Below are 20,563 nucleotides of genomic sequence, written 5' to 3'. Positions count from 1 at the left end.
ATGGCCCCAGTTCATCTGCACGCTTTCGAGCGGAATCGTTATTATAGCGGCAAGCTGATGACGGTTCGCGATTTTCAGACAGAACAAAGCTATCTGAACGAGAAAAGACACCTGCTCAACCGGCTCGTCCACGGATGCGGCATCGTGTACGGCCTACAAGTGGAAGCTTTGAGTGCAAGCGCGGACAACCGAGGCCTTCTCATTCGAGCGGGCGTCGCAATCGACGGCTGCGGCCGCGAAATCGTCGTCAGCCGCGACTACGATCAATTGACGGACATCGGGACACTCGACGGCTACCCCGCCGAGACGGACGGGGGCAAAACGCTTTATTTGCTGCTGAATTATGAGGAATGCTCTCGCGAACGAATGCATGCGAAAGCACATGTGGCATCCTGCTGCTGCGAGTCTTGCGAAGCAAACAAAATATTGGAAGGCTTCTCGCTGTCCGTATCCGCTACGGCTCCGGATAGCAGCGAGGGCTTATGCTCGCTGATGCAAGCTGCGCGGGTCATCTACCAAGATCCGAACGTGACGATCGAAAGATCCGCGCCGCTGGCGGTTCGGCCCGGTGAAGTATTCGAGGTTGCGTTAACGTTGACGACGCAGCGAATGATTGACAGCAGTCTCCAATTCTTGATCGCCGAACAGGTGAACTTCCCGCTTACGATCCGGCATGCCGACGATGTGACGTTTACGCTCGATTATGGAATGGTCAAAGGGAGCCGAATCGAGAAGCGCTATACGATAAGGGTAGAGACATTCGAGACAAACGGAAAATATACGATTACGGGCACAGTGAACGTTGGCAACCAGATTGCTTCGGAACTTGATTCAAGCCACGTGGACATCTTGCCGCCGCATCTGTATCAGCAACAGCTGATGGAGCGCTATTTGACGCAGCATGATGCAGATTCCATTCCACCCGCTGTCTTAATCGCAACGCTGTCGGTGAACGCGCAGGACGTCATCACGAAGATTGACAACTCCGATCGGATGTACGTGTACGGCAATGCCTATCTTAACAAGCGGTTGGGCTGCGACGAGGAACGGTTCGGCAAGCTCCCCTTGCATGCGTTGACGCATCAAGCGGGAGGAAGCGATTCGATCGAGGTAACCGGACTTCACGGCACGCTCGCCGATGCGCAGAAAGTCGCCGTTTACTATAACGGCGGGAAAGACAACATCATCGCTTCAAATATCTGGATCGGAGACGGTCTAACCGTCGAGAAGCTAGGCGGAGATTCGGCGCGGATCAGCGCTTCGATTGCGATGCAGGTGTACTCGGGAACCGTCGTGTTCAAGAACAGTTCTTTCGGGGCGGTATTCGTGTCGGATCCCATTAAATTGGATCTAGACGATCCTCTCGTCTATTACGGAATGGAGACGAAAAGCGAGCTAACTTTTAATAGTCACTACGACGTCGAGATTATGGCGACATACTTTCGAGAGGAAAAGATACTGCGATTCCGCATCACCGACAAACGCGATATGAGAACCGAAATCAACACGCTTCGTTGGTGGGCGATTCCCAAGACTAGCGATATGCAAGAGGTAGGCAGTAGGAGGCAATAAGCGATAAGCGTGCTGGATAACGAGGAGGTCCAACGATGTCTCTGGTGTTCGAGCGTAACCATTATTTTTACGGCAAGCTGCTGACGAGTCGCGATTTCAAAGAGGAGCAAACGTATTTCAACCAAAAGCGTTATTTGCTGAACCGCCTGATCCATGGCCATGGCATCGTATGGGGGCTGAAGGTTCAGGACTTCGACGACCATATGCTCGAGGTCGGATCCGGTGTCGCGCTGGACGAGATCGGCCGCGAAATCGTCGTGGACCAATCCGAAAGGGTCGATCTTCGTCAGTTGAACGTGTTTCCTCCGGAGGCGAAGGATTCGACGATCCTGTACTTGGTTGTCCACTATGAAGAATGCCCGAGGGAACCGATGCCGGTCCTCGTGAATGCCCCTTCCTGCAAAGAAGATTGCGAGCCGAACCGGATTCGGGAAGGGTATAGGCTCGCCCTCACGAACATCGCTCCTAAGGCACCTGTCGGGATCGGACATGGGAATCGGCACGAGTCGACGGCCTTGCTTCATACGGATCAGTTCGATGTGGTGCGCATCGTACCGAAATGGGTGAAAGCGGAAGACGTTTTCGAAGTCGTGCTGCGGCTGACCGTGAGCCAAATGATCACGGCAGCGGATGTCATCACAGTGGACGTGACGGAGAAGCTTCCGGATGCTCTCGCCTGGTTGTTCAAAGACGATCTCGTCTTCACGTTGACTGACGTTCCGGCTGGTACCGTGTTTGAACGATCGTATGTCGTTAGAGCAGGCAAGGGACTGGGAGTTGTGAAGATCGAAGGGCAGACGGCCGTTCAATCAGGCGCTGGGAACCTGGATTTCGTGTCTCCCGCAAGCGATGTCACGGTGATCGCAGAAGAGACCGTCTACGAGCAGATCACCCTGCAGCACTTCGCGGATCAAGCGGAAGGTGGCTGGCTCGCACCCGACCGTTCGACGGTATATCTCGCAGAGCTGAGGCTCGGGGACAATCGGTCGATAACCGAAATTTCTCCTGATGTGCGCGAATATGTATATAGCAATCCGTTGTTGGCTGAGCTTATCGGAGGCGGCGACGAGGCAAGCGGCAAACTGCTCCGTCATCGCCTAAGCCATATGGCAGGCGGTTCGGATCAGCTTGACGTGTCCGACCTTCCGGGCGTGCTGGCGAAACCGCAAAAAGTAAACGTCCTCGATGGCGGCGGCGCTGCGATCGAAGCGACTTTGATTCAGTTCGTCGGCGACGGCGTGACGGTTGCGAATAATGGTCAGGCAGCCGTAGTGACCGTTGCCGGAGCGGGCGTGGGTCCGGTTCCGGACCCGAGGCCTCCGATCGTGACGGGCTTTGTCAATTTTAAAGCGTTGATGCCCGGGGAGATTCGGACCTCGACCGAAATCGCATTCCCGATCAAGGAACCCTGCGCCATCCAATTGGCCATTGAATATGCGTCGCCAACCTCTCAGACGCTTATCGGCGTCATTGGACATCTGGCCGAGCTCGACGCGCAATTGACAGCCATTTACGATATGAACCGATTCAGCTTCCAAATTCTTCTTCAGGATCCTCATCCCAAAGAACAAGATATCAAGCGCTCTTATCGTGTACGGTATTGGATCATTCCGCCAACCGAAGTGAAACAAGAAGCGGATAAAGAAGGCGATATTTGGTATCAAGACTACGTGCTCAGCCGGTTGATTTTGTTTGGCGGCCGGACGATCGATGAACTGAGCATCGATCCTCTTTTGAAAAGTAAAGTCAAACCGGAGGATCTGAAGACGCTATTAGAAAAACTGAGCAACGATGGCGTCGTGAAACATGATGATGGCGATAGGTACATTGTCGTCTAACTGCATGTTGACGCAAAATGATTTCGAGCGGGGTGATTCCCATGAGAGCTGCAATGGAAACAGAGAAGAAAACGCGCTCCACGACGTATCGAGATGAGGCGCGGACATCGAAGCCTTCTCCTTGGATACAAGCTAAGTTGACCGTGAATCAGCCGGGGGACCCATATGAACTTGAAGCGAATCGCGTGGCGGAGCAAGTGATGCGAATGCCGTCGACGGTTCCATTCGATTCAGCGCCCAATAAGGTCAGCGATATGCAGATCATGCGGGCTGAAACGCAACCGCTGGCAGGCACGCTCGCTCCAGCAACGATGCTATCTCCATCAGAAGAAAGAGACGTTATTTCTCTTCAAGGAGCGGGAGTCCCGCTAGAAAATAGCTCGCGTATTTTTTTCGAGAATAGAATGGGCAGAAATTTCGCGGATGTTCGCGTTCATACGGATGCCCGAGCAAATGCTACAGCGCGTTCGCTCAGAGCGAGAGCCTTCACCGTCGGGAACGACATCGCCTTCGCTCAAGGGGAATATCAACCCGCAACGATGGCAGGTAACCGATTGCTTGCGCATGAGTTGACGCATGTTGTTCAACAATCGAGAGGCTCCACGCAACAGATTCAACGCTCTGAATCCGATCTAAACACGTCACGAGATGAACTTCTAGCAGCCTTAAGAGAAGCAATTCGAAATGAAAAATGGCAAGAAGTCGCCACACGACTTAACGGTTTCAATGATGACGATATCAAACGGTTAGCTGGCGGACTAACTGATCGCGAAGCCGCAAACACCCAAGAGGCCGTTGAGTTGTACTTGTCGGGATGGCCAAGAGAGTCGTACATCATAGCGAGTCTGACCGCAAATCGCGCTATAGTCGCTCCCTCCCGCAATATTTCCCTTGCCGTTATCGTCAATGGGGTTTCTTATATTAAAACGATAGCGCTCCATTTGTATCGTGGAGATTCATCTGATGAAAACGATGAGTGGTCAATCACGCTGAAGCTCGCAAGAGAAGGTTACGACATCTATAAAACGATTAAACTTGTCCAAGAGGTGGCAGAAGAAATATCTGAAGAAGCAGCCATAGAGGTAGCCGAAGAGACAACGATCGTAAATGTTGGCGGAACCGCCGTGACCGAATCGGCTGCCATTACCGAGGTCAGCATCGTCAGCGTCTCCGGTCAAGCCGTGGCAGTTGATGTTGCACTACCACTTGCAGCCTCTGGCAGCGTGTTTCTGATCGGGGTGGCCATCGGAGCGGGGATTGCTCTATCACCGTTTGCTATCGCACATGCTCAATGGGTCCATGACACTCTTGGCGAATATGGAGGCACGCTGCCGGACGGAGGAGGATTACCGAATCCCAGTGAATCGGAAGATTCAGAGTGCGAATCTTGTCGGATCAGTAGGATCGGTACGACGATTTTGAATAATTATGGATATTTGGACGATCTAGGCCGCCCGACGGGGGTGACAGCCCGGATCAAACGAAGACCCGATCCAGGTTCTGCTCCAAAATGCGATCCCGTAGGCTGGCCGAAGAAGAATCCCAAGGAGAATAACAGATATTTGTTCTCGCGAGCCCATCTGATTGCAGATACGCTTGGTGGTGAAGGCGAATATAAAAACCTGGTTACGTTCAGGCATGAAATCAACCAAGAAATGTTCACAAAAATGGAAAGTAAAGTCCGGAATTATTTAAACGAAATCAAACATCGTGACAGTTGCGTGATCATTGAGTCGACCCCGCTTTGGGCGGGAAGGAATCTTGTACCGTATAAAATCGAACTTCATGCATACGACGAGTGTACGCAAAAAGAGATCGTGCGAGATAGTGTAACCAACACGCAATAAATCGTCTTTTAGGCAAGACAACTACAGGTAGTAAGTAGGCAAGCAAAACTCGCCGCATAATGATCATCGAAACGATCAAATACAGCCTCGGCTACCAACCGGGAGACAATCGCCATAGCCGCAGCATCATCGCAGGTCACGCGCAAAGCAAGGCGGTGAGGCAGCCGCGACTGAAATTTTTCCCTTCACTCGAAAGCAAATAGAAGCTCTGGGGCCAGCGTATCTGATACCCACAATACTTCGGCAAAGCGAGCGAGAAATACGTCGATGCCCCGATAAAAGATCTCCAGAAACTATTGAACATCACAAACGTGCATCCAACATAGCGAGAGCCTATTGGGGCTCTCTCTTTTTTATTGCTCGCGCCGTCCCATGGGAGCGATGGCCTTTCTAGATGCAATAATTCCAATTGATTTACCCTGAATTGTCCGGTATGATAGCAGTTAACAAAAGCTGTAAGACGGACATTATTAATAAATTTGTTCGTTTTCGAACAAATGTGATGATTGTGTTTTCCGCGAGATAAGGGAGGTGTGGTCAACATGAGCGTGGTTCGAACGGATCGTCGAATTCATAAGACGAGACAGCATATCAGTACTGCTTTTTTGTCTTTATGCGAGAAGAAGCAGTTCGATACCATTGTGGTCAAGGATATCACGGAAGCGGCCGATGTCAGTCGCTCCACGTTTTATGCTCATTTTAAGGACAAATATGATTTATTGGACCAGATCGTCAACCTAAAACTGACCGAGCTACTAAACCGGTATGAAACCAACAAAAACGCGGTGCTCCGTTATGTACCGCATCAGGAAGCGCCCGATCCGTATTTCACGCTCCTTTTTGAACATTTGACCGAACATGCCGCTGCGTACCGCGTGCTGTTGCTGCGTTTGCCAGAGTCCGGGTTCGAAGCAAAGTTGAGTAAAACCGTACTGAACACTGTGGCCATGCGTATCGATAGCAACCGCATGGATCAAAAGCAGCCGATTCCGCTGGATATCTTGCTGGAGAGCATGACGCTCTGGATTACGGGAACCGCGGTCTCCTGGTTGAAGCAGGGGATGATCTACTCGCCGAACTATATGGCGATCCAGCTGAGCAGGCTTGCGGCGATGGGATTCTACCGCGCGATGAACTTTGAGGCGAACAAATGAAGCCCTCCTGTCGGATTCACGATCGCGCAGCGTACATGATCTGGATGATTGACCGATAAGCGTCATCTCCCCGAATACTGTTTGTTGACCCTTGAAAGGCGCAGGCAGTAAGATATACCCAATCCCAATACCTGAGTTAACAAATCGGAATTATAAGTATTGATAAAGGAGGTGAACAAGTGAGAGGCGATGCCTTTTTGAAAAGCCTGAACGACGGGCGGACGGTGTGGCTAAACGGAAGCAAGGTGACCGGGCTCGAGACGCATCCCGCCTTTCGCGGGACGCTGGGCACGATCCGCTATCTCTTCAATACGCTGGACGATCCGCTGCTTCGCGATCAGGCCGGATACCGGGTCGAGGGCCGGGAAGCCTACGCGCACAGCTCGTTCTTGGTTCCCCATACCCCGGGGCAGCTCGCCCAGCGAAGTCAATCCTTTGCCTTCTGGTCCAAACAGTGCAACGGGATGATGAGCCGGCTTTCGGACTACGCGCGTTCGTTCGTTACCGGCTGGTACGCGGCGCGCCATGAGGTGGAGCGCTTGGAGCCCGGCTTTGCCGGCAAAATCGCGGCGTATTACGAAACGGCCCGGGACAACGATCTGTTCTTGACGACCGCCATTATCGATCCTCAGATCGACCGCTCCAGCGGCCTGGACGATGACCGCATTGCATCGCGATTCCTGCACGTCGTCAAGGAAACGAGCGAAGGTATCGTGGTCCGGGGTGCGAAAATGATCGCCACCGGCGCGCCGTACACGCATGATTTCGTGATCTTCTCGTTTCTCAAGCTGGAACAGGCGCACCGGGAGCATGCCCATGTCCTGATCGTTCCCGCGAATTCGCCGGGCCTGCATATTGTGTGCCGGCAGTCGTTCGCCAGCGACAACGAGCACGATTCGCCGATTAGCGCGAGGTACGACGAGATGGACGCGGTTCTCTTCTTCGATGACGTCCTGATCCCTTGGGAACGCGTCCTGCTGTACGGCGACCCCGCGAAGGTGATGGCGCTGAGGGCGAACACGACCGCGAATGCTCTTGCGTTTCACCAAAATATCGTCCGCTATGTCGCCAAGCTCGAATTTATTGCCGGGGTGACGTTTGCGATTGCGGAGGCGATCGGGGTTGCCGGTTATCTGCATATCCAAGAGAAACTCGGCGAGCTGCTGACGCAAATCGATTGCATGAAAGCCCTCGTCATCGCTTCCGAGACGCAAGCTGCATTCGACGGGAACGGCGTGCTCGTCCCGGAGCTGTCCTACATCCATACGGCCCGAAACATCGGGACGAAGTTTTATCCGCGCGCGGTCGATATCCTACAGCAGGTCGGCGGCGGCGGATTCGTGCAAGTCCCTTCCAGCATCGAGGACTTCTACGGCACGATATCGGACCTGATGAGTCAATATTTCGAGGGTGCGACGGTCAGCGCGGAGAAGAAGGTCCGGCTGTTCAAGCTCGCCTGGGACTTGATCGGAAGTCCCTTGGGCGCCAGGCATGAGCTGTACGAACGCTTTTACGCCGGGGATCCGGTGCGGGGCTACGCGAACCAGTACTTGTCGTCCGACAAGGAGAGTCTGACGGCCCCGATCTGGAAGCTGATCCAAGACTCCGCCAAGCGCGGCGCTGCCGCCCCTATATAGCATAACCGTTCGACCGGACCACCGGAGACCTTCAGCCCCATAAGGGCAGCAGGTCTCTTTTATTTATGAGGAAAGGCAGTGTGGACGATGGAAGCAGAAGTGTTCGGATTCATGGCAGCGTATGGAGCAGGCAGCGAGGAGGCGCGGCATGGGACAGCGTAACGCGGTGTGGGGACGCGGTCCGTCGGCCGCGTACGAGCAGCTGGCCGAACGGTTCAGACCCGAATTTCGGCGCATTCGCGCCGGCGCGGTCGAACGCGAGCTGAACCGGAAGCTGCTGCACGAAGAGATTCATGGGCTGAAGGCGAAGCGATTCGGCGCCCTGCGCGTTCCCGTGGAGGAGGGGGGCTATGGCGCCTCGATTCCCGAGCTGTTCCAGCTGCTGATCGAGTTGTCGGAAGCCGATTCCAACGTGACGCAGGCGCTCCGCATACACTTCGGATTCGTCGAACGGATTCTCCACTTGCCGGATGGCGAACGCCGGCGAAGGTGGCTGCGGCGCATCGCGGATGGCGCGATCGTCGGGAACGCGTTAACGGAGACCGGCAGCGCGCCGGTCGGGCGTTACGCGACGACATTGACCGCGCAGGAGGGCCGCCTGCGGGTAAGCGGCACGAAGTTCTATTCCACGGGAACCCTGTACGCCGATTGGATCGTCGTCGGCGCCACGGACGATCAAGGCGACATCGTTACTGCGCTGGTCCCGTCGACGGCCGGCGGCGTGGAGATCGCGGATGATTGGGAGGGCTTCGGGCAGACGCTTACGGGAAGCGGCACGACCGTGTTCCGGGAGACGCCGGTCGAACCGGACGACGTGTTCGCGCGGGATACCTATCCGAAGTACGCGGCGGCGTTCGCCCAAATGGTTCATCTGGCGACGCTGGCCGGAATCGCCCGCGCGGCGGCAGGCGACGTCGCGGCGGCGATCGCCGAACGGCGGCGCACGTATTCGCACGCGGCCGCCGGCCGATCGAGCGAGGATCCGCAAGTGCTGCAGGTCGCGGGACGCGTGCATAGCCAGGCCTACGCGGCGGGGGCCATCGTGCAGAAGGCGGCCGAGGCCGTGCGGCGCGCGGACGAAGCGCACGACGGGGAGGATGACGCATCCGCGGACAGCACGAGCGTCGAGGCGGAGATCGAAGTCGCGCAAGCGCAGACGGTCGTGGCCGCGCTGGTGCTTGAAGCCGTGGCCGCGCTATTCGATGCGCTGGGCGCATCGGCGACGATCCGCTCCAAGGCGCTGGACCGGTACTGGCGCAATGCCCGGACGATCGCCTCCCATAATCCGCTGATCTACAAGGAACGGATCGTGGGCGATTATGCCGTGAACGGCACGCGCCCGCCTTTCGCCTGGCAGACGGGCATCGGCTCCCCCTTACATACCGACCAGACAACTGGGGACAGCGACGTCCGGCACAGCCCGCCGTCCTAGTCTTGAGGCTTTCCTATAAATCCATTCAAAAGGAGTCGTAGAAGGATGAAGAAACCCATTCGATTGACCGCGCTTATGCTCGTCCTCGCCCTGACTTTCCTGGCCGCGGCATGCGGGAAGGGAAATTCGGACCAGGCCGCGGGCACAACGGCAGGCACGGGGAACGGAAAGTCCGCAGCCGAGAACCCGGAGGATAAGATCATTCATCATGTGATGAGCGACGCGGGGTTTAACAGCGAGATCGTGAAAATTTTAAAAACCGAGTTAGCCAAAGACGGCTATACGTTGGATTATGTCGTCGTGAATGACATCATTCAGCCGAACAAGATCGTCAACGACGGCGAAGCGGATACGAACTCGTTCCAGCACGAGGCGTATTTCGATCAGTTCGTCAAGGATCAGGGCCTGAAAAACATCTCCAGAGCCTTCTATACCACGTTCACGCCCTCCGGGCTGTATTCCAAAAAGTATAAGTCGTTCAAAGACGTTCCCGACGGCGCCCTGATCGGCATTCCCGTCGATCCGGCGAACAACGGCCGCGCCTTGTTCATGCTGCGCGATCTCGGGCTGCTGAAGCTGAAGGACGGCGTGGACGTCATCCATACCACGCTGAAAGACATTACCGACAACCCGCATCGCTACAAATTCAAGGAAGTCGATCAATTGATGCTGCAGCGGACGCTGGACGACGTCGACGTAGGCTTTCTGTTTGCAGGCACGGCCGTTCAAATCGGCTATAAGCCCAAGCAGGACGCATTGGCGCTGGAAGACGGCAAAGACTTGCCGTACAAAGGGATCGTGGCCGTGAACAATAAGCTGCTCGGCACGCCGAAGATCAAGGCGCTCCAAAAAGCGTACGAGAGCCAAGCGATTAAAGACTTTTACAAGGAAAAATACGGCGATGCCATAGAGAGCCTGGATTATCTGAATAAGTAACGATGGGAGGGGCTTATCATGATCACCCTGGACAACATCAGCAAGACGTTCGAGACGGCCGGGGGACCGCTGCATGCGGTATCCTCCGCTTCCCTTACCGTGGAGCAGGGCGATATTTACGGGCTGATCGGCTTCAGCGGCGCCGGCAAATCGACGCTGCTGCGCACGATCAATTTGTTGGAACGGCCGGACGAGGGGACCGTGGTCGTCGACGGCGAAGAGCTCACCGCGCTGCCGCTGCGCGAGCTGCGGAAGAGACGGCTGGAGATCGGCATGATTTTTCAGCATTTTAACCTGCTCAATAACCGCAACGTCTACGACAACGTCAGCTTCCCGCTCGAGATCGCCAAGGTTCCCCGAGCCGAGCGCAGGCCGCGCATCGAGAGCTGCTTGGAGATGGTCGGCTTGTCCGACAAGGCCAAGGCATATCCGGCCAAATTAAGCGGCGGGCAGAAGCAGCGGGTCGCGATAGCCCGGGCGCTGGCCGGCAGCCCGAAGATTCTGCTGTGCGACGAGCCGACCTCGTCGGTGGACCCGCAAACGACGGGCAGCATCCTGGCCGCGCTTCAGGATATCAACCGCAATTTGGGCATCACCATCGTCATCGTGACGCACGAGATGAACGTGGTGAAGGCGATATGCAACAAGGTCGCCGTCATGGAGCACGGCAAGATCGTTGAGAAGTTCGACTTGCGCGAGAAGAACATCGTGCCGCAATCGCCGATCGCGCAATATTTGTTCAAGAACGAAATCGCCTTGGAGCGGGAATTGGAGGCGAGCTATGCTTAGCCATGTCGGCACGGCATGGCCTGAATTGATTCAGGCGCTGCTCGAGACGTTATACATGCTGGTTCTGACGATCCCCATCGCGGTTGCGATCGGGACGCCGCTCGGCACCATCTTATTCCTGACCCGGCCGAATTCGTTTTTGAAATGGCCGAAGTTTTACGTCGTTCTCAACGGTTTCGTCAATATCATGCGGTCCTTTCCGTTTCTGATCCTGATGATCGCGATTATCCCGTTCACCCGCCTCCTCGTAGGCACGGCGCTCGGGACGACGGCCGCGACCGTACCCATGATTATTAACGCCGTGCCGTACTTCGCCCGGTTCATCGAGCAGATTCTCCTGGACGTCAACCGCGGCGTCGTGGAAGCCGCCGAATCGATGGGCGCCAATAAATTTCAAATCGTATGGAAGGTGCTGTACACGGAAGCCCGCTCCGGGATCGCCAATTCGATTACGATCGTCACGGTCAGTTTCTTGTCCTACTCGACGGTCGCGGGGCTTGTCGGCGGGGGAGGCATCGGCGATTTCGCCATCCGGTACGGATACTACCGCTATGAGACCGACGTCATGTTCGTGACGATCATCATCATGGTGCTGTTCGTGCAAGTCTTCCAGTTCACCGGCAACTACATCGTGCGCAAGTTAGATAAACGCTTATAAGAAAAGAAAGGGGGACGGAACATGCCTAAAAAGATTCATCTCAACGCGTTCGAGATGAACTGCGTCGGCCACATCGTGCACGGCCTGTGGCGTCATCCGGCGAACAACCGCCACCGCTACACGGATATCCGCTATTGGACGGAGCTGGCGGAGCTGCTCGAACGCGGAAAGTTCGACGCACTGTTCTTGGCGGACGTCGTCGGGGTGTACGATGTGTACAAGCAAGGACCGGAGACGGCCATTCGCGAGGCGGTGCAAATTCCTTGCAACGACCCGCTGCTCGTTGTCCCTCCGATGGCGCTCGCGACGAGTCGCCTTGGCTTCGCCGTCACGTTCTCCACGACGTACGAGAAGCCCTTCGCGCATGCGAGACGGATGTCGACGCTTGATCATTTGACCAACGGGAGGGTGGCGTGGAACGTCGTCACGTCCTACTTGCCCAGCGCGGCCCGGAATTTCGGGCTGCATCGCATGATCGCCCACGACGAGCGCTATGAGATCGCGGATGAATTCCTGGACGTCTCGTATAAGCTGTGGGAGGGCAGCTGGGAGGACGATGCGGTCATTCGCGACGTCGGGCGGGGGATCTACACGGATCCCGGGAAGGTCCATCTCATCAACCACGAGGGACGTTACTTTCAGGTGGCCGGTCCGCATCTGAGCGAGCCTTCCGCGCAGCGGACGCCGGTCATCTATCAGGCCGGCAGCTCTTCGCGCGGGCGCGCGTTCGCCGCGAAGCACGCGGAGGCCGTCTTCCTGGGGGGCGGAAGCACGGAAGCCTTGAAGCGCAACGCGGCCGACATTCGCAAGCAAGCCGCCGCCCTTGGTAGGAATCCCGCGCATATCAAGCTGATGACGGGCTTGCTTGCGATCGTGGGCAGGACGCGCGAGGAAGCGCAGCGTAAACTCGAGAGCTTTCAAGCGCTGTACAGCCTGGAAGGCGTGCTGGCGCATTACGGCGGCGGAAGCGGGTACGATCTGTCCGCTTATGCGCCGGACGAGGTGCTGACCTACGCGGAGACGGACCACGGGCGGACGGCTGCGGCCCAATTCACGAAGGACAGCCCGCGGCCCAAAACGGTTCGCGAAATCAAGGAGACGCTGGGGACGCTCGGCGGACGGGGATTATTCGCCGTCGGGACGCCGGAGGAGGTCGCCGACCGCATCGAATATTGGGTAGAAGAGGCCGGCGTTGACGGCTTCAACGTCATCCAGATTCTCTCGCCCGATACGCTGCGGGATTTCATCGAGCTGGTCGTGCCCGTGCTGCAGCGCAGGGGGTTGTTCCGGGAGGAATACGAGGAGGAGACCTTGCGGGAGCGCTTGTTCGGCGCTGGAGTCCGCCGGCTGCCTCAAGACCACCCCGGCGCGGCTTATCGCAAGCAAACTACCATGACCTGACAGGACAGGACAGGAGGATCAGGATGTCGATACATGTAGAAGCGCTGTCTGCCGCGGAGCCTAGCGTGCCTCATGGGCTGGCGCTCGCGTATTCCCTCGGGGAGCTGCCCTTGGATCTGCGCCGCAGCGGCATCCCGGTGACGCGGGATGCCGGGTCTTACCGGCTGCTCCGGCAACCGGGGCATGACGATTATCTCGCGTTCGAACACCCCGTCCGGGCGCTCCGGCGGCTCGCCGCGGGGGAAGACGCCGCGGTCATCGGCCTTCAGTTGACGGAGCGGCGGCATGCGATCCTCGTGCGTTCGGATTCCGCGCTGCGTTCCGCGGCGGATCTGAACGGGGCGGTCATCGGGATCGCGGAGGACGATCCGGCGAAGCTCGGCCTGCTCAAGCGGGAGGCCGCCCGGCAGCTCGGCGAAGTGCTGGGACAGGCGGGCCCATCCGCGGGCAGACCGGCGTTGATGGAGCTGGCAAGCGCGAAGGTTGAGGGTGAGGCGGGCGCAGGGCGAAGATCGCTGCGGTCGCTAGTGCAGGGCGAAGCGGAAGCCGTGTATGTGGAACGCCAAGTCGCGATCGAAGCGCGGCGCTGGCTGGAGGTCCGGGAGCTGGAAGATTTTCGCCCCGTCACCCCGGAGCTGACCGTGCTGCTCGTCTCGGCTCGGTGGCTGCGGGAGGAGCGGGACACGGTCGAACGCGTGCTGGGTCATCTCCATCTGGCCGCCGAATGGGCCATGCGTCATCCGGAAGAAGCGAACCGGCTGGCGGCCGCGCAGCTCGGCGTTCCCGAGTCTTCGATCGGTTCGCTGTTCTCGGAGCAGCTACATCGCCAATTCGGCGTTGCCGTGACCGATTCGAAATGGAATCGATTCGTTCGCCTTCATCAAGAGCTGAAAACCGGCGGGTGGCTGCAGGGCGAGGTAACGCTCGACGCCGCCGAGGGCCAGGCGCTTCAGCGGAGGGCGGTCGAACTCGCGGACGGCGGAGAGATCGAGCGGCCTCAGCGGGAGCCGCTCACCCGGTATGCGGAGCGGGATTTGCCGCTTGCGTTCTTCCGCGAGCGTCCGCGGGCGCATCGCTTGCGAAGCGACGAGGAGGCGCTGGCTGCGGCGCGCGCGTTCGCGGACGAGATCCGGCCCGGCGCTTCGGACCGCGACCGCGGACGCCAGCTTCCGCTGCGCGAGATGCGGCGGCTGGCCGAGCTGGGCCTGCTCGGACTGGTCGTGCCCAAAGCCTACGGCGGGCCCGAGGTCGGCACGCGAACGCTCGTGGACATTTTCAAGCACATCTCCCATGCCGACGGATCCATCGGCCAAATCCCGCAGAACCATCATTTTTTCGTCAAGACGATCGAATTGATCGGCAGCGAGGAGCAGAAGCGCTTCTTTTTCGAAGAAGTGATGCAGGGCGCCCAGTTCGGCAACGGTCTCGCGGAACGAAACCGCGGCGGAGGCGCCAGAAAAATCGCGACGTCGCTTCGCGCCTCGGATGGAGGCGACGCGTATGTGCTGAACGGCAGCAAGTATTATACGACGGGCGCGCTGTACGCGCACTGGATTCCCGTCACCGCCCTGAACGAAGCGGAACAACGGATGACCGCCTTCGTGCCGCGGCACGCGCCCGGCGTCACCGTGCTGGACGATTGGTCGGGCATCGGCCAGCGAACGACCGCGAGCGGCAGCGTCGTGCTCCGGGACGTGCAGGTACCGGAGGAGCACGTGCTGCCGCATTGGCGAATCTTCGAAGGCCCGCAATATTTCTCGGCGTTCGGTCAGATTATGCATGCGGCGATCGATATCGGCATTGCGCGCGCGGCTTTGGAGGATGCCGCGGCTTTCGTGCGGACCTATACGCGCCCCGCATACGGCAGCGGCGTCGCGACGGCAGCCGAGGAGCCCGACCTCATCCGCCGCTTCGGGGAGCTCGGCATTCGGCTGCAGGCCGCCGAAGCGCTGCTGGACCGCGCCGCGGACGCCATCGACGCTGCCAAAGCTGAATTGAACGCGCAAACGGCCGGACATGCGGCGCTGACCGTCGACTCGGCGAAGTGGCTCGCGACGGAGACGGCGATCGAGATCGCGAACGCGCTCTTCGAAGTCGCGGGCACGTCCTCCATGGACCGCAAATATAATTTGGACCGCCATTGGCGCAACGTACGCATCCATACCCTTCACGATCCGGCCCGGCTGAAGCTGCACCATGTCGGCAAATGGTTCTTGAACGGGGTCTACCACGAGTACAAAATTTAGGACGCAAGAGAAAGGCGGCACGAGCGATGGGGAAACGAATCATCCTGAATGCGTTCGATATGAACGGCGCGATGCACAATTCGCACGGGTTATGGAAGCATCCGGACAGCGAGCGGCACCGTTATACCGAGCTGGCGTATTGGGCCGAGATGGCCCGGCTGCTGGAACGGGGAAGGTTTGACGCGTTGTTCCTGGCGGACGTGGTCGGCATCTACGACGTCTATAAGCAGAGCCGGGATCCCTCCATCCGCGATGCCGTGCAGGTGCCGCTGAACGATCCGGCGCTGATCGTGCCGGCGATGGTCGCCGTGACGGAGCATTTGTCGTTTGCCGTTACCGTCACGACGACGTACGAGCATCCTTACGCGCACGCAAGGCGCTTCTCGACGCTGGATCACCTGACGAACGGCAGAATCGCGTGGAATATCGTGACGTCTTACCTGCCGAACGCCGCCTTGAATCACGGCTTGAACGAGATGATTCGGCACGACGACCGGTACGAGCTCGCCGATGAGTTCCTGGAGGTGGTCTATAAGCTCTGGGAAGGCAGCTGGGAAGCGGATGCGGTGGTGCGGGACGCCGCGCGCGGCGTGTACGCGGAACCGGGGAAAGTCCATCGCATCGACCACGAAGGCCGGTTCTTCAACGTGCCCGGACCGCATTTGAGCGAGCCTTCGCCGCAGCGCACGCCGGTCCTGTACCAAGCGGGGAGCTCGGATCGGGGCCGCGGCTTCGCCGCCAAGCATGCGGAATGCGTCTTCGTCGGAGGCAGCTCCGCGGCTTCGCTCCGGTCGAATATTGAAGCGATCCGGAACGAGGCGGAGCGACTGGGCCGGGATCCGCAGCGCATCAAAATGTTCACGGGACTGAACGTGATCGTCGGCCATACGAGAGCGGAAGCGGAATACAAGCTGAAGGAGTATGCGGCCCTATGGAGCGGGGAGGCGGCGCTGGCCCAATTCGGAGGCTCCAGCGGCTATGATTTGTCGGCGTACGCGCCGGATGAGGTGCTCGCTTACCGGGCGACCGACCATGGGCAGAGCAGAGCCGCCCAATATACGAAGCACGCTCCGAACCAGCTTACGGTGAAGGAAGTCATGGAGCGGATCGGAACGCTGGACCGCCGGCAGGGGCGATTGCTGGTGGGCACGCCGGCGGATATTGCGGATGGCATGCAGGAGCAGCTGGAGGAGGCGGGGCTGGACGGGTTCAACCTCGCCCATCTGATCACGCCGGGGAGCCTGCGGGAGTTCGTCGACCTAGTCGTTCCCGAGCTTCAGCGCCGCGGCGTCTATCAGACCGAATATGAGCCCGGGACGCTCAGGGAGAAGCTCTTCGGGACGGGGAACCGGCTGCTGCCGGCGGATCATGCCGCCTCGCAGTACCGGAGAGCGTACGGGTAAACGGCCGGAGGCGGGCTTCATTCCAGCTGCCGTGCCTTGACCATCGCGGTTAATTCAAAAGGCAGTTTACTTGAACGGCGCGCCTCCTAAGGGCGTCCATTCCGGTAAACTGCCTTTATCGTATCGCCGGCGAATAGGAGCTATTTCTGCCGGAGCATCATCGTCCACATGTCCGGGCTCTCGTAACCGAGTCTCCAGGCTGCAATTCCGGCCAATCCGTATTGCTTGACGAGGCGGATGCGGGCTTGTACCGTATCCGGCGTTTCCGCCCAAAAAACATGCGTATAGCTGTCTTGCTTGTAGGTGTACTTGATCTGTTTGGACAACGGATCGTAGACGCCTGCAGCCTGCGTATGCTTGATGAGCGCGGGTATGGCCGCCATGGTAATCGCCTTGCTGCTTAGCAGCTTGCCGTCCGCGCCAAGCGTCCAGTCACGGACGTAGAAGGGAATGCCGAGCATCAGCTTGCTTGCCGGAATGCCGTAAGCCAAATAATTCTTAATGCCTTGCTCGGCCCACGGCAGCTCGGAGACCGATCCGGCTTCCTCGCTGCCGCGCCAATGCTGGTCGTACGCCATAATGACCACCCGGTCGGCGATTTCGCCGAGCTTGCGCCGGTCGTAACCGGAATAGGGGTCCCACTTGACATCCCCGCGGGGCAGATCGATGGTGACCGCCAGCTTGCTGCGGTGCGCGGCTTCGGTCAATTGCCGGACGAACGCCGTGTACGGCGCCTGATCCCCTGCGGCGACCATCTCGAAATCGAGATTGATGCCGGCTGCGCCAAGCGCGGACATCCGTTTCACGAGCGAAGCGGCAAACCGGCTTTGGCCATCCGGATTGCGGAGGAACGCGCTGGTCAGCTTCGGATCGTTCTGATTGCGGACGGTCGGCGTCAGCTTGGTCCCGGAGCTTCGCAGGGCCTTGACCAATCCGGGATCCGAATCGTCGACCAGCGTTCCGTCGGCCGCCCCCAGCTCGAACCAATCGGGCGCGGCATCGTCCAATCCTTGGGCGGGTCTGATCTGCGCCAGCACGGTCTGCGTCTTCGCCGAGCCGTTCCAGCCCAGATAGACGAGCCGCTTCTCATTGCTCCATAGCTTTCGGCCGTCTGCCGCGACGATGGCGGAATCGCTGAACTTCAAGGCATATTCGACTGCGGCTTTGCGTGTATGGAAGGACCGGAGCGGCTTCCCGCTCTGCGTGACCGTCAGATACGGCACGTTCGTCCACCATTCGCGCCCCTCGCTTTCGATCGCGGCGCCGGGCAGCTGCTTAGCGAGCGCTAGCGCCCCGGTAAGACCGTAAAACGATTGTACCGTCGTGCCGTTCTGCTTGACGGCAAAGGCGGGGACATTCGAGAACACCGCTGCATTCGTGGCCGTGTTGAATACCTTACTGCCCGGCATCTTCGCGGAAGCCCGAATGGCATCCAGCAGGAACGCGTACTTGGGAGTACCTGACGGGCCGCCGTCCGGCAAAACGATGTCATAGACGGGCGGCCGCGCCCGCTGCTCCCGCTTCTCGGCGTCCGACAGATTGTCCCACACCCATTGATTGGACGACAACTCGATGATATGTACGTTGCCGTACGCCGCCGCCGCGTGCTTGGCTTCGGCATGCGTGGCGAAGCTCCAGTTCGGGAGCGTCCGGTCGCCCTGGTACAGCCTGTAGTTGGCATATACGGCCGATATCCAGCCTGGCTTCTCCAGATCGCGGATTTGGGCGAAGGGCTGCTTGTCCGCGAATGTCTTGGCTTGCGCAAGCGTTCTGAACTCGTACGAGACCTTAGAGAACCCGTTCACATACACCTTGTAGCGCGGGAGATTATCCCAGATCCACGAACGGTCGGCGGCCTTTTCGACATGGCTGGACGAAAACGAGCCCGCGTACGCGATTGCGCTTCCGGGGGACGAAAACTCTTGCAGCGCTTTGTCGTTTTGATAGACGCGATACTTCGTTACGTTCTTGATGGCGGCGCTTTCGGCGTTCGCCGCCGCGGCGCCCAATCCGGTTTGCGTGACGAGCAAGACGGCGGTCAGCGCCGTCCATGTTAATGCGCGAATGAATACCACTCCTCTTCCCATAATGCTAGGAAGGTTGTACGCGAAGAATGGCTTCGAGTTGCGCTATTACGACAAATTTCGACCATTGCTGTTCATGCTTAGTCGATAGTCCGCCATCATCGCCTCGGCTTGCCGCGGATCTTCGATCAGCAGCCTTCTGTAGGTCAGCATCCAATTCAGCGTCTCCAGCATATGATCGTATTCGTCCTTCTTGCGCTCGATCTCCTGGATCTTCTCAAGAATCCATTCGATGACTTCTTGATTCGTGCGCGCGTTCGTATCGTGATCCCGCAAGATCGTCTTCAGCTCCGCCAACGAGCAGCCGATGCCTTGAAATTTCTTGATCAGCTTTAACCGCTCGATGGCATCGTCGGAGTAAGTGCGGTAATTATTCTTCTCCCGCTGAATATGCCTGCCGTCAAGCAAGCCTTCCTTCTCGTAATAACGAATGGTGTGGGGGGTTAGACCCATCAAGTCTGCCAGCTCTTGAATTTTCATCCGATCACCTGCCTCCAACCGCTTGCCTTAGAGTTCACTTCATAGTTTAGACTGAAGGCGTAGCTTCGTCAAATGCTGAAGGAGGCGTTAAAGATTATGCGTATTTTCGTTACAGGTGCTTCAGGTTATATCGGTACGGCCGTTGTCCGCGAACTCATCGGAGCGGGCCACCGCGTCGTTGGACTGACCCGTTCGGCGCACGGTGCTCAAGTATTGGAGGCGTTGGGAGCCGAAGCGGCTCGCGGCGTAATAGAGGAGCCGGACGTCCTGCGCCGCTGCGCGGCCGCTTCGGACGGCGTCATTCATTTGGCCTTCAATCACGATTTCGCGAATTTCGGCGCATCGCTGGCCGCGGATCTTCGCGCGGTTCAAGCCATGGGAGAGGGGCTGGCGGGCTCCGGCAAACCGCTCGTCATTACCGCTCATGCGAATGGCCAAGCATCGGAGGATGCGGCGCTGGCGTTCGTCGAACAGGGCGTGCGAGCCTCGATCGTGTCGCTTGCGCCTTCCGTTCATGGCGAAGGGGATAAAGGCTTCGTGCCGCAATTGATCCGGGCCGCCCGGGAACGAGGCGCTTCGGCTTACATCGGAGACGGCTCGAACCGCTGGCCGGCGATTCATCGCTTGGATGCGGCGGCGTTATTCCGGCTCGCCGTAGAATCCGCGCCCGCAGGGTCGCGGCTCGACGGCGTGGGCGACGAAGGCATTCCGTTCCGCGACATCGCCGGCGCGATCGGCCGCCGCTTGAATGTGCCGGTCGTCGGCATCTCGCCTGAAGAAGCGCAAGCGGTCATCGGTTTCGTAGGCATGGTCGCGTCGCTTGACTTGGCCAGATCCGGCGAGGCGACGAAGGAGCTGCTCGGCTGGAAGCCGGTCCATCCCGGACTTCTAGCGGATCTGGAGCAAGATCATTATTTCGCGTTATCGCGTTAACTCGCCGTTGAAGCGCACGGCAAATAACCATCGCCTGTTGGCGATGGTTATTTGTTAGGGTTACGGCTTTCGTGCTCTTGCTTTGACCGGTCGGCAGGCGGATGATACTATCTAATAAACATCGTTCACCATTCATGAACAAGCGAATCGCTT

15 protein-coding genes are annotated in these 20,563 nt (G+C 58.3%); 13 read left to right on the top strand and 2 right to left on the bottom strand.

Annotated elements, in window-relative coordinates; all coding sequences use genetic code 11:
* The 12 genes from ACFPB1_RS02340 to ACFPB1_RS02285 all read left to right on the top strand — a co-directional run bounded on the left by ACFPB1_RS02340 (nucleotide 1) and on the right by ACFPB1_RS02285 (nucleotide 16,913).
* On the top strand, nucleotides 1-1,572 hold the full coding sequence (locus ACFPB1_RS02340; RefSeq protein ID WP_379221449.1) for a hypothetical protein: 1,572 nt from the start codon (nucleotides 1-3) through the stop codon (nucleotides 1,570-1,572).
* A gap of 35 nt (nucleotides 1,573-1,607) precedes the next feature.
* On the top strand, nucleotides 1,608-3,410 hold the full coding sequence (locus ACFPB1_RS02335) for a hypothetical protein (protein WP_379221447.1): 1,803 nt from the start codon (nucleotides 1,608-1,610) through the stop codon (nucleotides 3,408-3,410).
* 41 nt (nucleotides 3,411-3,451) lie between these two features.
* Nucleotides 3,452-5,257: an eCIS core domain-containing protein gene (locus ACFPB1_RS02330; RefSeq protein ID WP_379221445.1), complete on the top strand. Its 1,806-nt coding sequence runs from the start codon at nucleotides 3,452-3,454 to the stop codon at nucleotides 5,255-5,257.
* A 542-nt stretch (nucleotides 5,258-5,799) separates the two neighbouring features.
* On the top strand, nucleotides 5,800-6,411 hold the full coding sequence (locus tag ACFPB1_RS02325; RefSeq protein ID WP_379221443.1) for a TetR/AcrR family transcriptional regulator: 612 nt from the start codon (nucleotides 5,800-5,802) through the stop codon (nucleotides 6,409-6,411).
* Between the two features lie 179 nt (nucleotides 6,412-6,590).
* Nucleotides 6,591-8,048: a 4-hydroxyphenylacetate 3-hydroxylase family protein gene (locus ACFPB1_RS02320; RefSeq protein WP_379221441.1), complete on the top strand. Its 1,458-nt coding sequence runs from the start codon at nucleotides 6,591-6,593 to the stop codon at nucleotides 8,046-8,048.
* A gap of 148 nt (nucleotides 8,049-8,196) precedes the next feature.
* Nucleotides 8,197-9,480, top strand: coding sequence for an acyl-CoA dehydrogenase family protein (locus tag ACFPB1_RS02315; RefSeq protein WP_379221439.1), 1,284 nt, complete (start codon nucleotides 8,197-8,199; stop codon nucleotides 9,478-9,480).
* A gap of 45 nt (nucleotides 9,481-9,525) precedes the next feature.
* Complete coding sequence (locus ACFPB1_RS02310) at nucleotides 9,526-10,416, top strand: MetQ/NlpA family ABC transporter substrate-binding protein (protein ID WP_379221437.1); 891 nt, start codon at nucleotides 9,526-9,528, stop codon at nucleotides 10,414-10,416.
* 18 nt (nucleotides 10,417-10,434) lie between these two features.
* The gene (locus ACFPB1_RS02305; RefSeq protein WP_379221435.1) at nucleotides 10,435-11,205 is read left to right on the top strand and encodes a methionine ABC transporter ATP-binding protein; all 771 of its coding nucleotides are present in this window, start codon (nucleotides 10,435-10,437) and stop codon (nucleotides 11,203-11,205) included.
* Nucleotides 11,198-11,863 (top strand): methionine ABC transporter permease, encoded by a 666-nt coding sequence (locus ACFPB1_RS02300; RefSeq protein WP_379221433.1) that lies wholly within the window; start codon nucleotides 11,198-11,200, stop codon nucleotides 11,861-11,863. The genes ACFPB1_RS02305 and ACFPB1_RS02300 overlap by 8 nt, the downstream gene beginning before the upstream one ends.
* Nucleotides 11,864-11,884: 21 nt before the next feature.
* Nucleotides 11,885-13,264, top strand: a complete 1,380-nt coding sequence (locus ACFPB1_RS02295) for an LLM class flavin-dependent oxidoreductase (protein ID WP_379221431.1) — start codon at nucleotides 11,885-11,887, stop codon at nucleotides 13,262-13,264.
* 23 nt (nucleotides 13,265-13,287) lie between these two features.
* Nucleotides 13,288-15,510: an SfnB family sulfur acquisition oxidoreductase gene (locus tag ACFPB1_RS02290; RefSeq protein ID WP_379221429.1), complete on the top strand. Its 2,223-nt coding sequence runs from the start codon at nucleotides 13,288-13,290 to the stop codon at nucleotides 15,508-15,510.
* A gap of 26 nt (nucleotides 15,511-15,536) precedes the next feature.
* A complete protein-coding gene (locus ACFPB1_RS02285; RefSeq protein ID WP_379221427.1) occupies nucleotides 15,537-16,913 on the top strand; it encodes an LLM class flavin-dependent oxidoreductase in 1,377 nt (458 codons plus the stop codon).
* Nucleotides 16,914-17,053: 140 nt separating this feature from the next.
* On the opposite strand, the gene ACFPB1_RS02280 is transcribed toward ACFPB1_RS02285, so the two are convergent.
* Together ACFPB1_RS02280 and ACFPB1_RS02275 are read right to left on the bottom strand one after the other, a co-directional pair.
* A complete protein-coding gene (locus tag ACFPB1_RS02280; RefSeq protein WP_379221425.1) occupies nucleotides 17,054-18,988 on the bottom strand; it encodes a glycosyl hydrolase family 18 protein in 1,935 nt (644 codons plus the stop codon).
* Between the two features lie 57 nt (nucleotides 18,989-19,045).
* On the bottom strand, nucleotides 19,046-19,477 hold the full coding sequence (locus ACFPB1_RS02275; RefSeq protein ID WP_379221423.1) for a MerR family transcriptional regulator: 432 nt from the start codon (nucleotides 19,475-19,477) through the stop codon (nucleotides 19,046-19,048).
* A gap of 96 nt (nucleotides 19,478-19,573) precedes the next feature.
* On the opposite strand from ACFPB1_RS02275, the gene ACFPB1_RS02270 reads away from it, so the two are divergent.
* Nucleotides 19,574-20,410: an SDR family oxidoreductase gene (locus tag ACFPB1_RS02270; RefSeq protein WP_379221421.1), complete on the top strand. Its 837-nt coding sequence runs from the start codon at nucleotides 19,574-19,576 to the stop codon at nucleotides 20,408-20,410.
* The last annotated feature ends 153 nt before the right edge of the window (nucleotides 20,411-20,563 follow it).

The organism is Paenibacillus sp. GCM10023250, assembly GCF_042653205.1.
In the GTDB taxonomy this organism is placed as follows: Bacteria; Bacillota; Bacilli; order Paenibacillales; family Paenibacillaceae; genus Paenibacillus_Z.
The sequence above is the reverse complement of the archived record's forward strand: the minus strand, read 5'-3'. Positions and strand labels throughout refer to the sequence as shown.

What these genes read in the sequence shown, in the direction of transcription:
- ACFPB1_RS02340 (WP_379221449.1), top strand. Translation starts at nt 1, where the DNA reads ATGGCCCCAGTTCATCTGCACGCTTTCGAGCGGAATCGTTATTATAGC.
- ACFPB1_RS02335 (WP_379221447.1), top strand. Translation starts at nt 1,608, where the DNA reads ATGTCTCTGGTGTTCGAGCGTAACCATTATTTTTACGGCAAGCTGCTG.
- ACFPB1_RS02330 (WP_379221445.1), top strand. Translation starts at nt 3,452, where the DNA reads ATGAGAGCTGCAATGGAAACAGAGAAGAAAACGCGCTCCACGACGTAT.
- ACFPB1_RS02325 (WP_379221443.1), top strand. Translation starts at nt 5,800, where the DNA reads ATGAGCGTGGTTCGAACGGATCGTCGAATTCATAAGACGAGACAGCAT.
- ACFPB1_RS02315 (WP_379221439.1), top strand. Translation starts at nt 8,197, where the DNA reads ATGGGACAGCGTAACGCGGTGTGGGGACGCGGTCCGTCGGCCGCGTAC.
- ACFPB1_RS02310 (WP_379221437.1), top strand. Translation starts at nt 9,526, where the DNA reads ATGAAGAAACCCATTCGATTGACCGCGCTTATGCTCGTCCTCGCCCTG.
- ACFPB1_RS02305 (WP_379221435.1), top strand. Translation starts at nt 10,435, where the DNA reads ATGATCACCCTGGACAACATCAGCAAGACGTTCGAGACGGCCGGGGGA.
- ACFPB1_RS02300 (WP_379221433.1), top strand. Translation starts at nt 11,198, where the DNA reads ATGCTTAGCCATGTCGGCACGGCATGGCCTGAATTGATTCAGGCGCTG.
- ACFPB1_RS02295 (WP_379221431.1), top strand. Translation starts at nt 11,885, where the DNA reads ATGCCTAAAAAGATTCATCTCAACGCGTTCGAGATGAACTGCGTCGGC.
- ACFPB1_RS02290 (WP_379221429.1), top strand. Translation starts at nt 13,288, where the DNA reads ATGTCGATACATGTAGAAGCGCTGTCTGCCGCGGAGCCTAGCGTGCCT.
- ACFPB1_RS02285 (WP_379221427.1), top strand. Translation starts at nt 15,537, where the DNA reads ATGGGGAAACGAATCATCCTGAATGCGTTCGATATGAACGGCGCGATG.
- ACFPB1_RS02275 (WP_379221423.1), bottom strand. Translation starts at nt 19,477, where the DNA reads ATGAAAATTCAAGAGCTGGCAGACTTGATGGGTCTAACCCCCCACACC.
- ACFPB1_RS02270 (WP_379221421.1), top strand. Translation starts at nt 19,574, where the DNA reads ATGCGTATTTTCGTTACAGGTGCTTCAGGTTATATCGGTACGGCCGTT.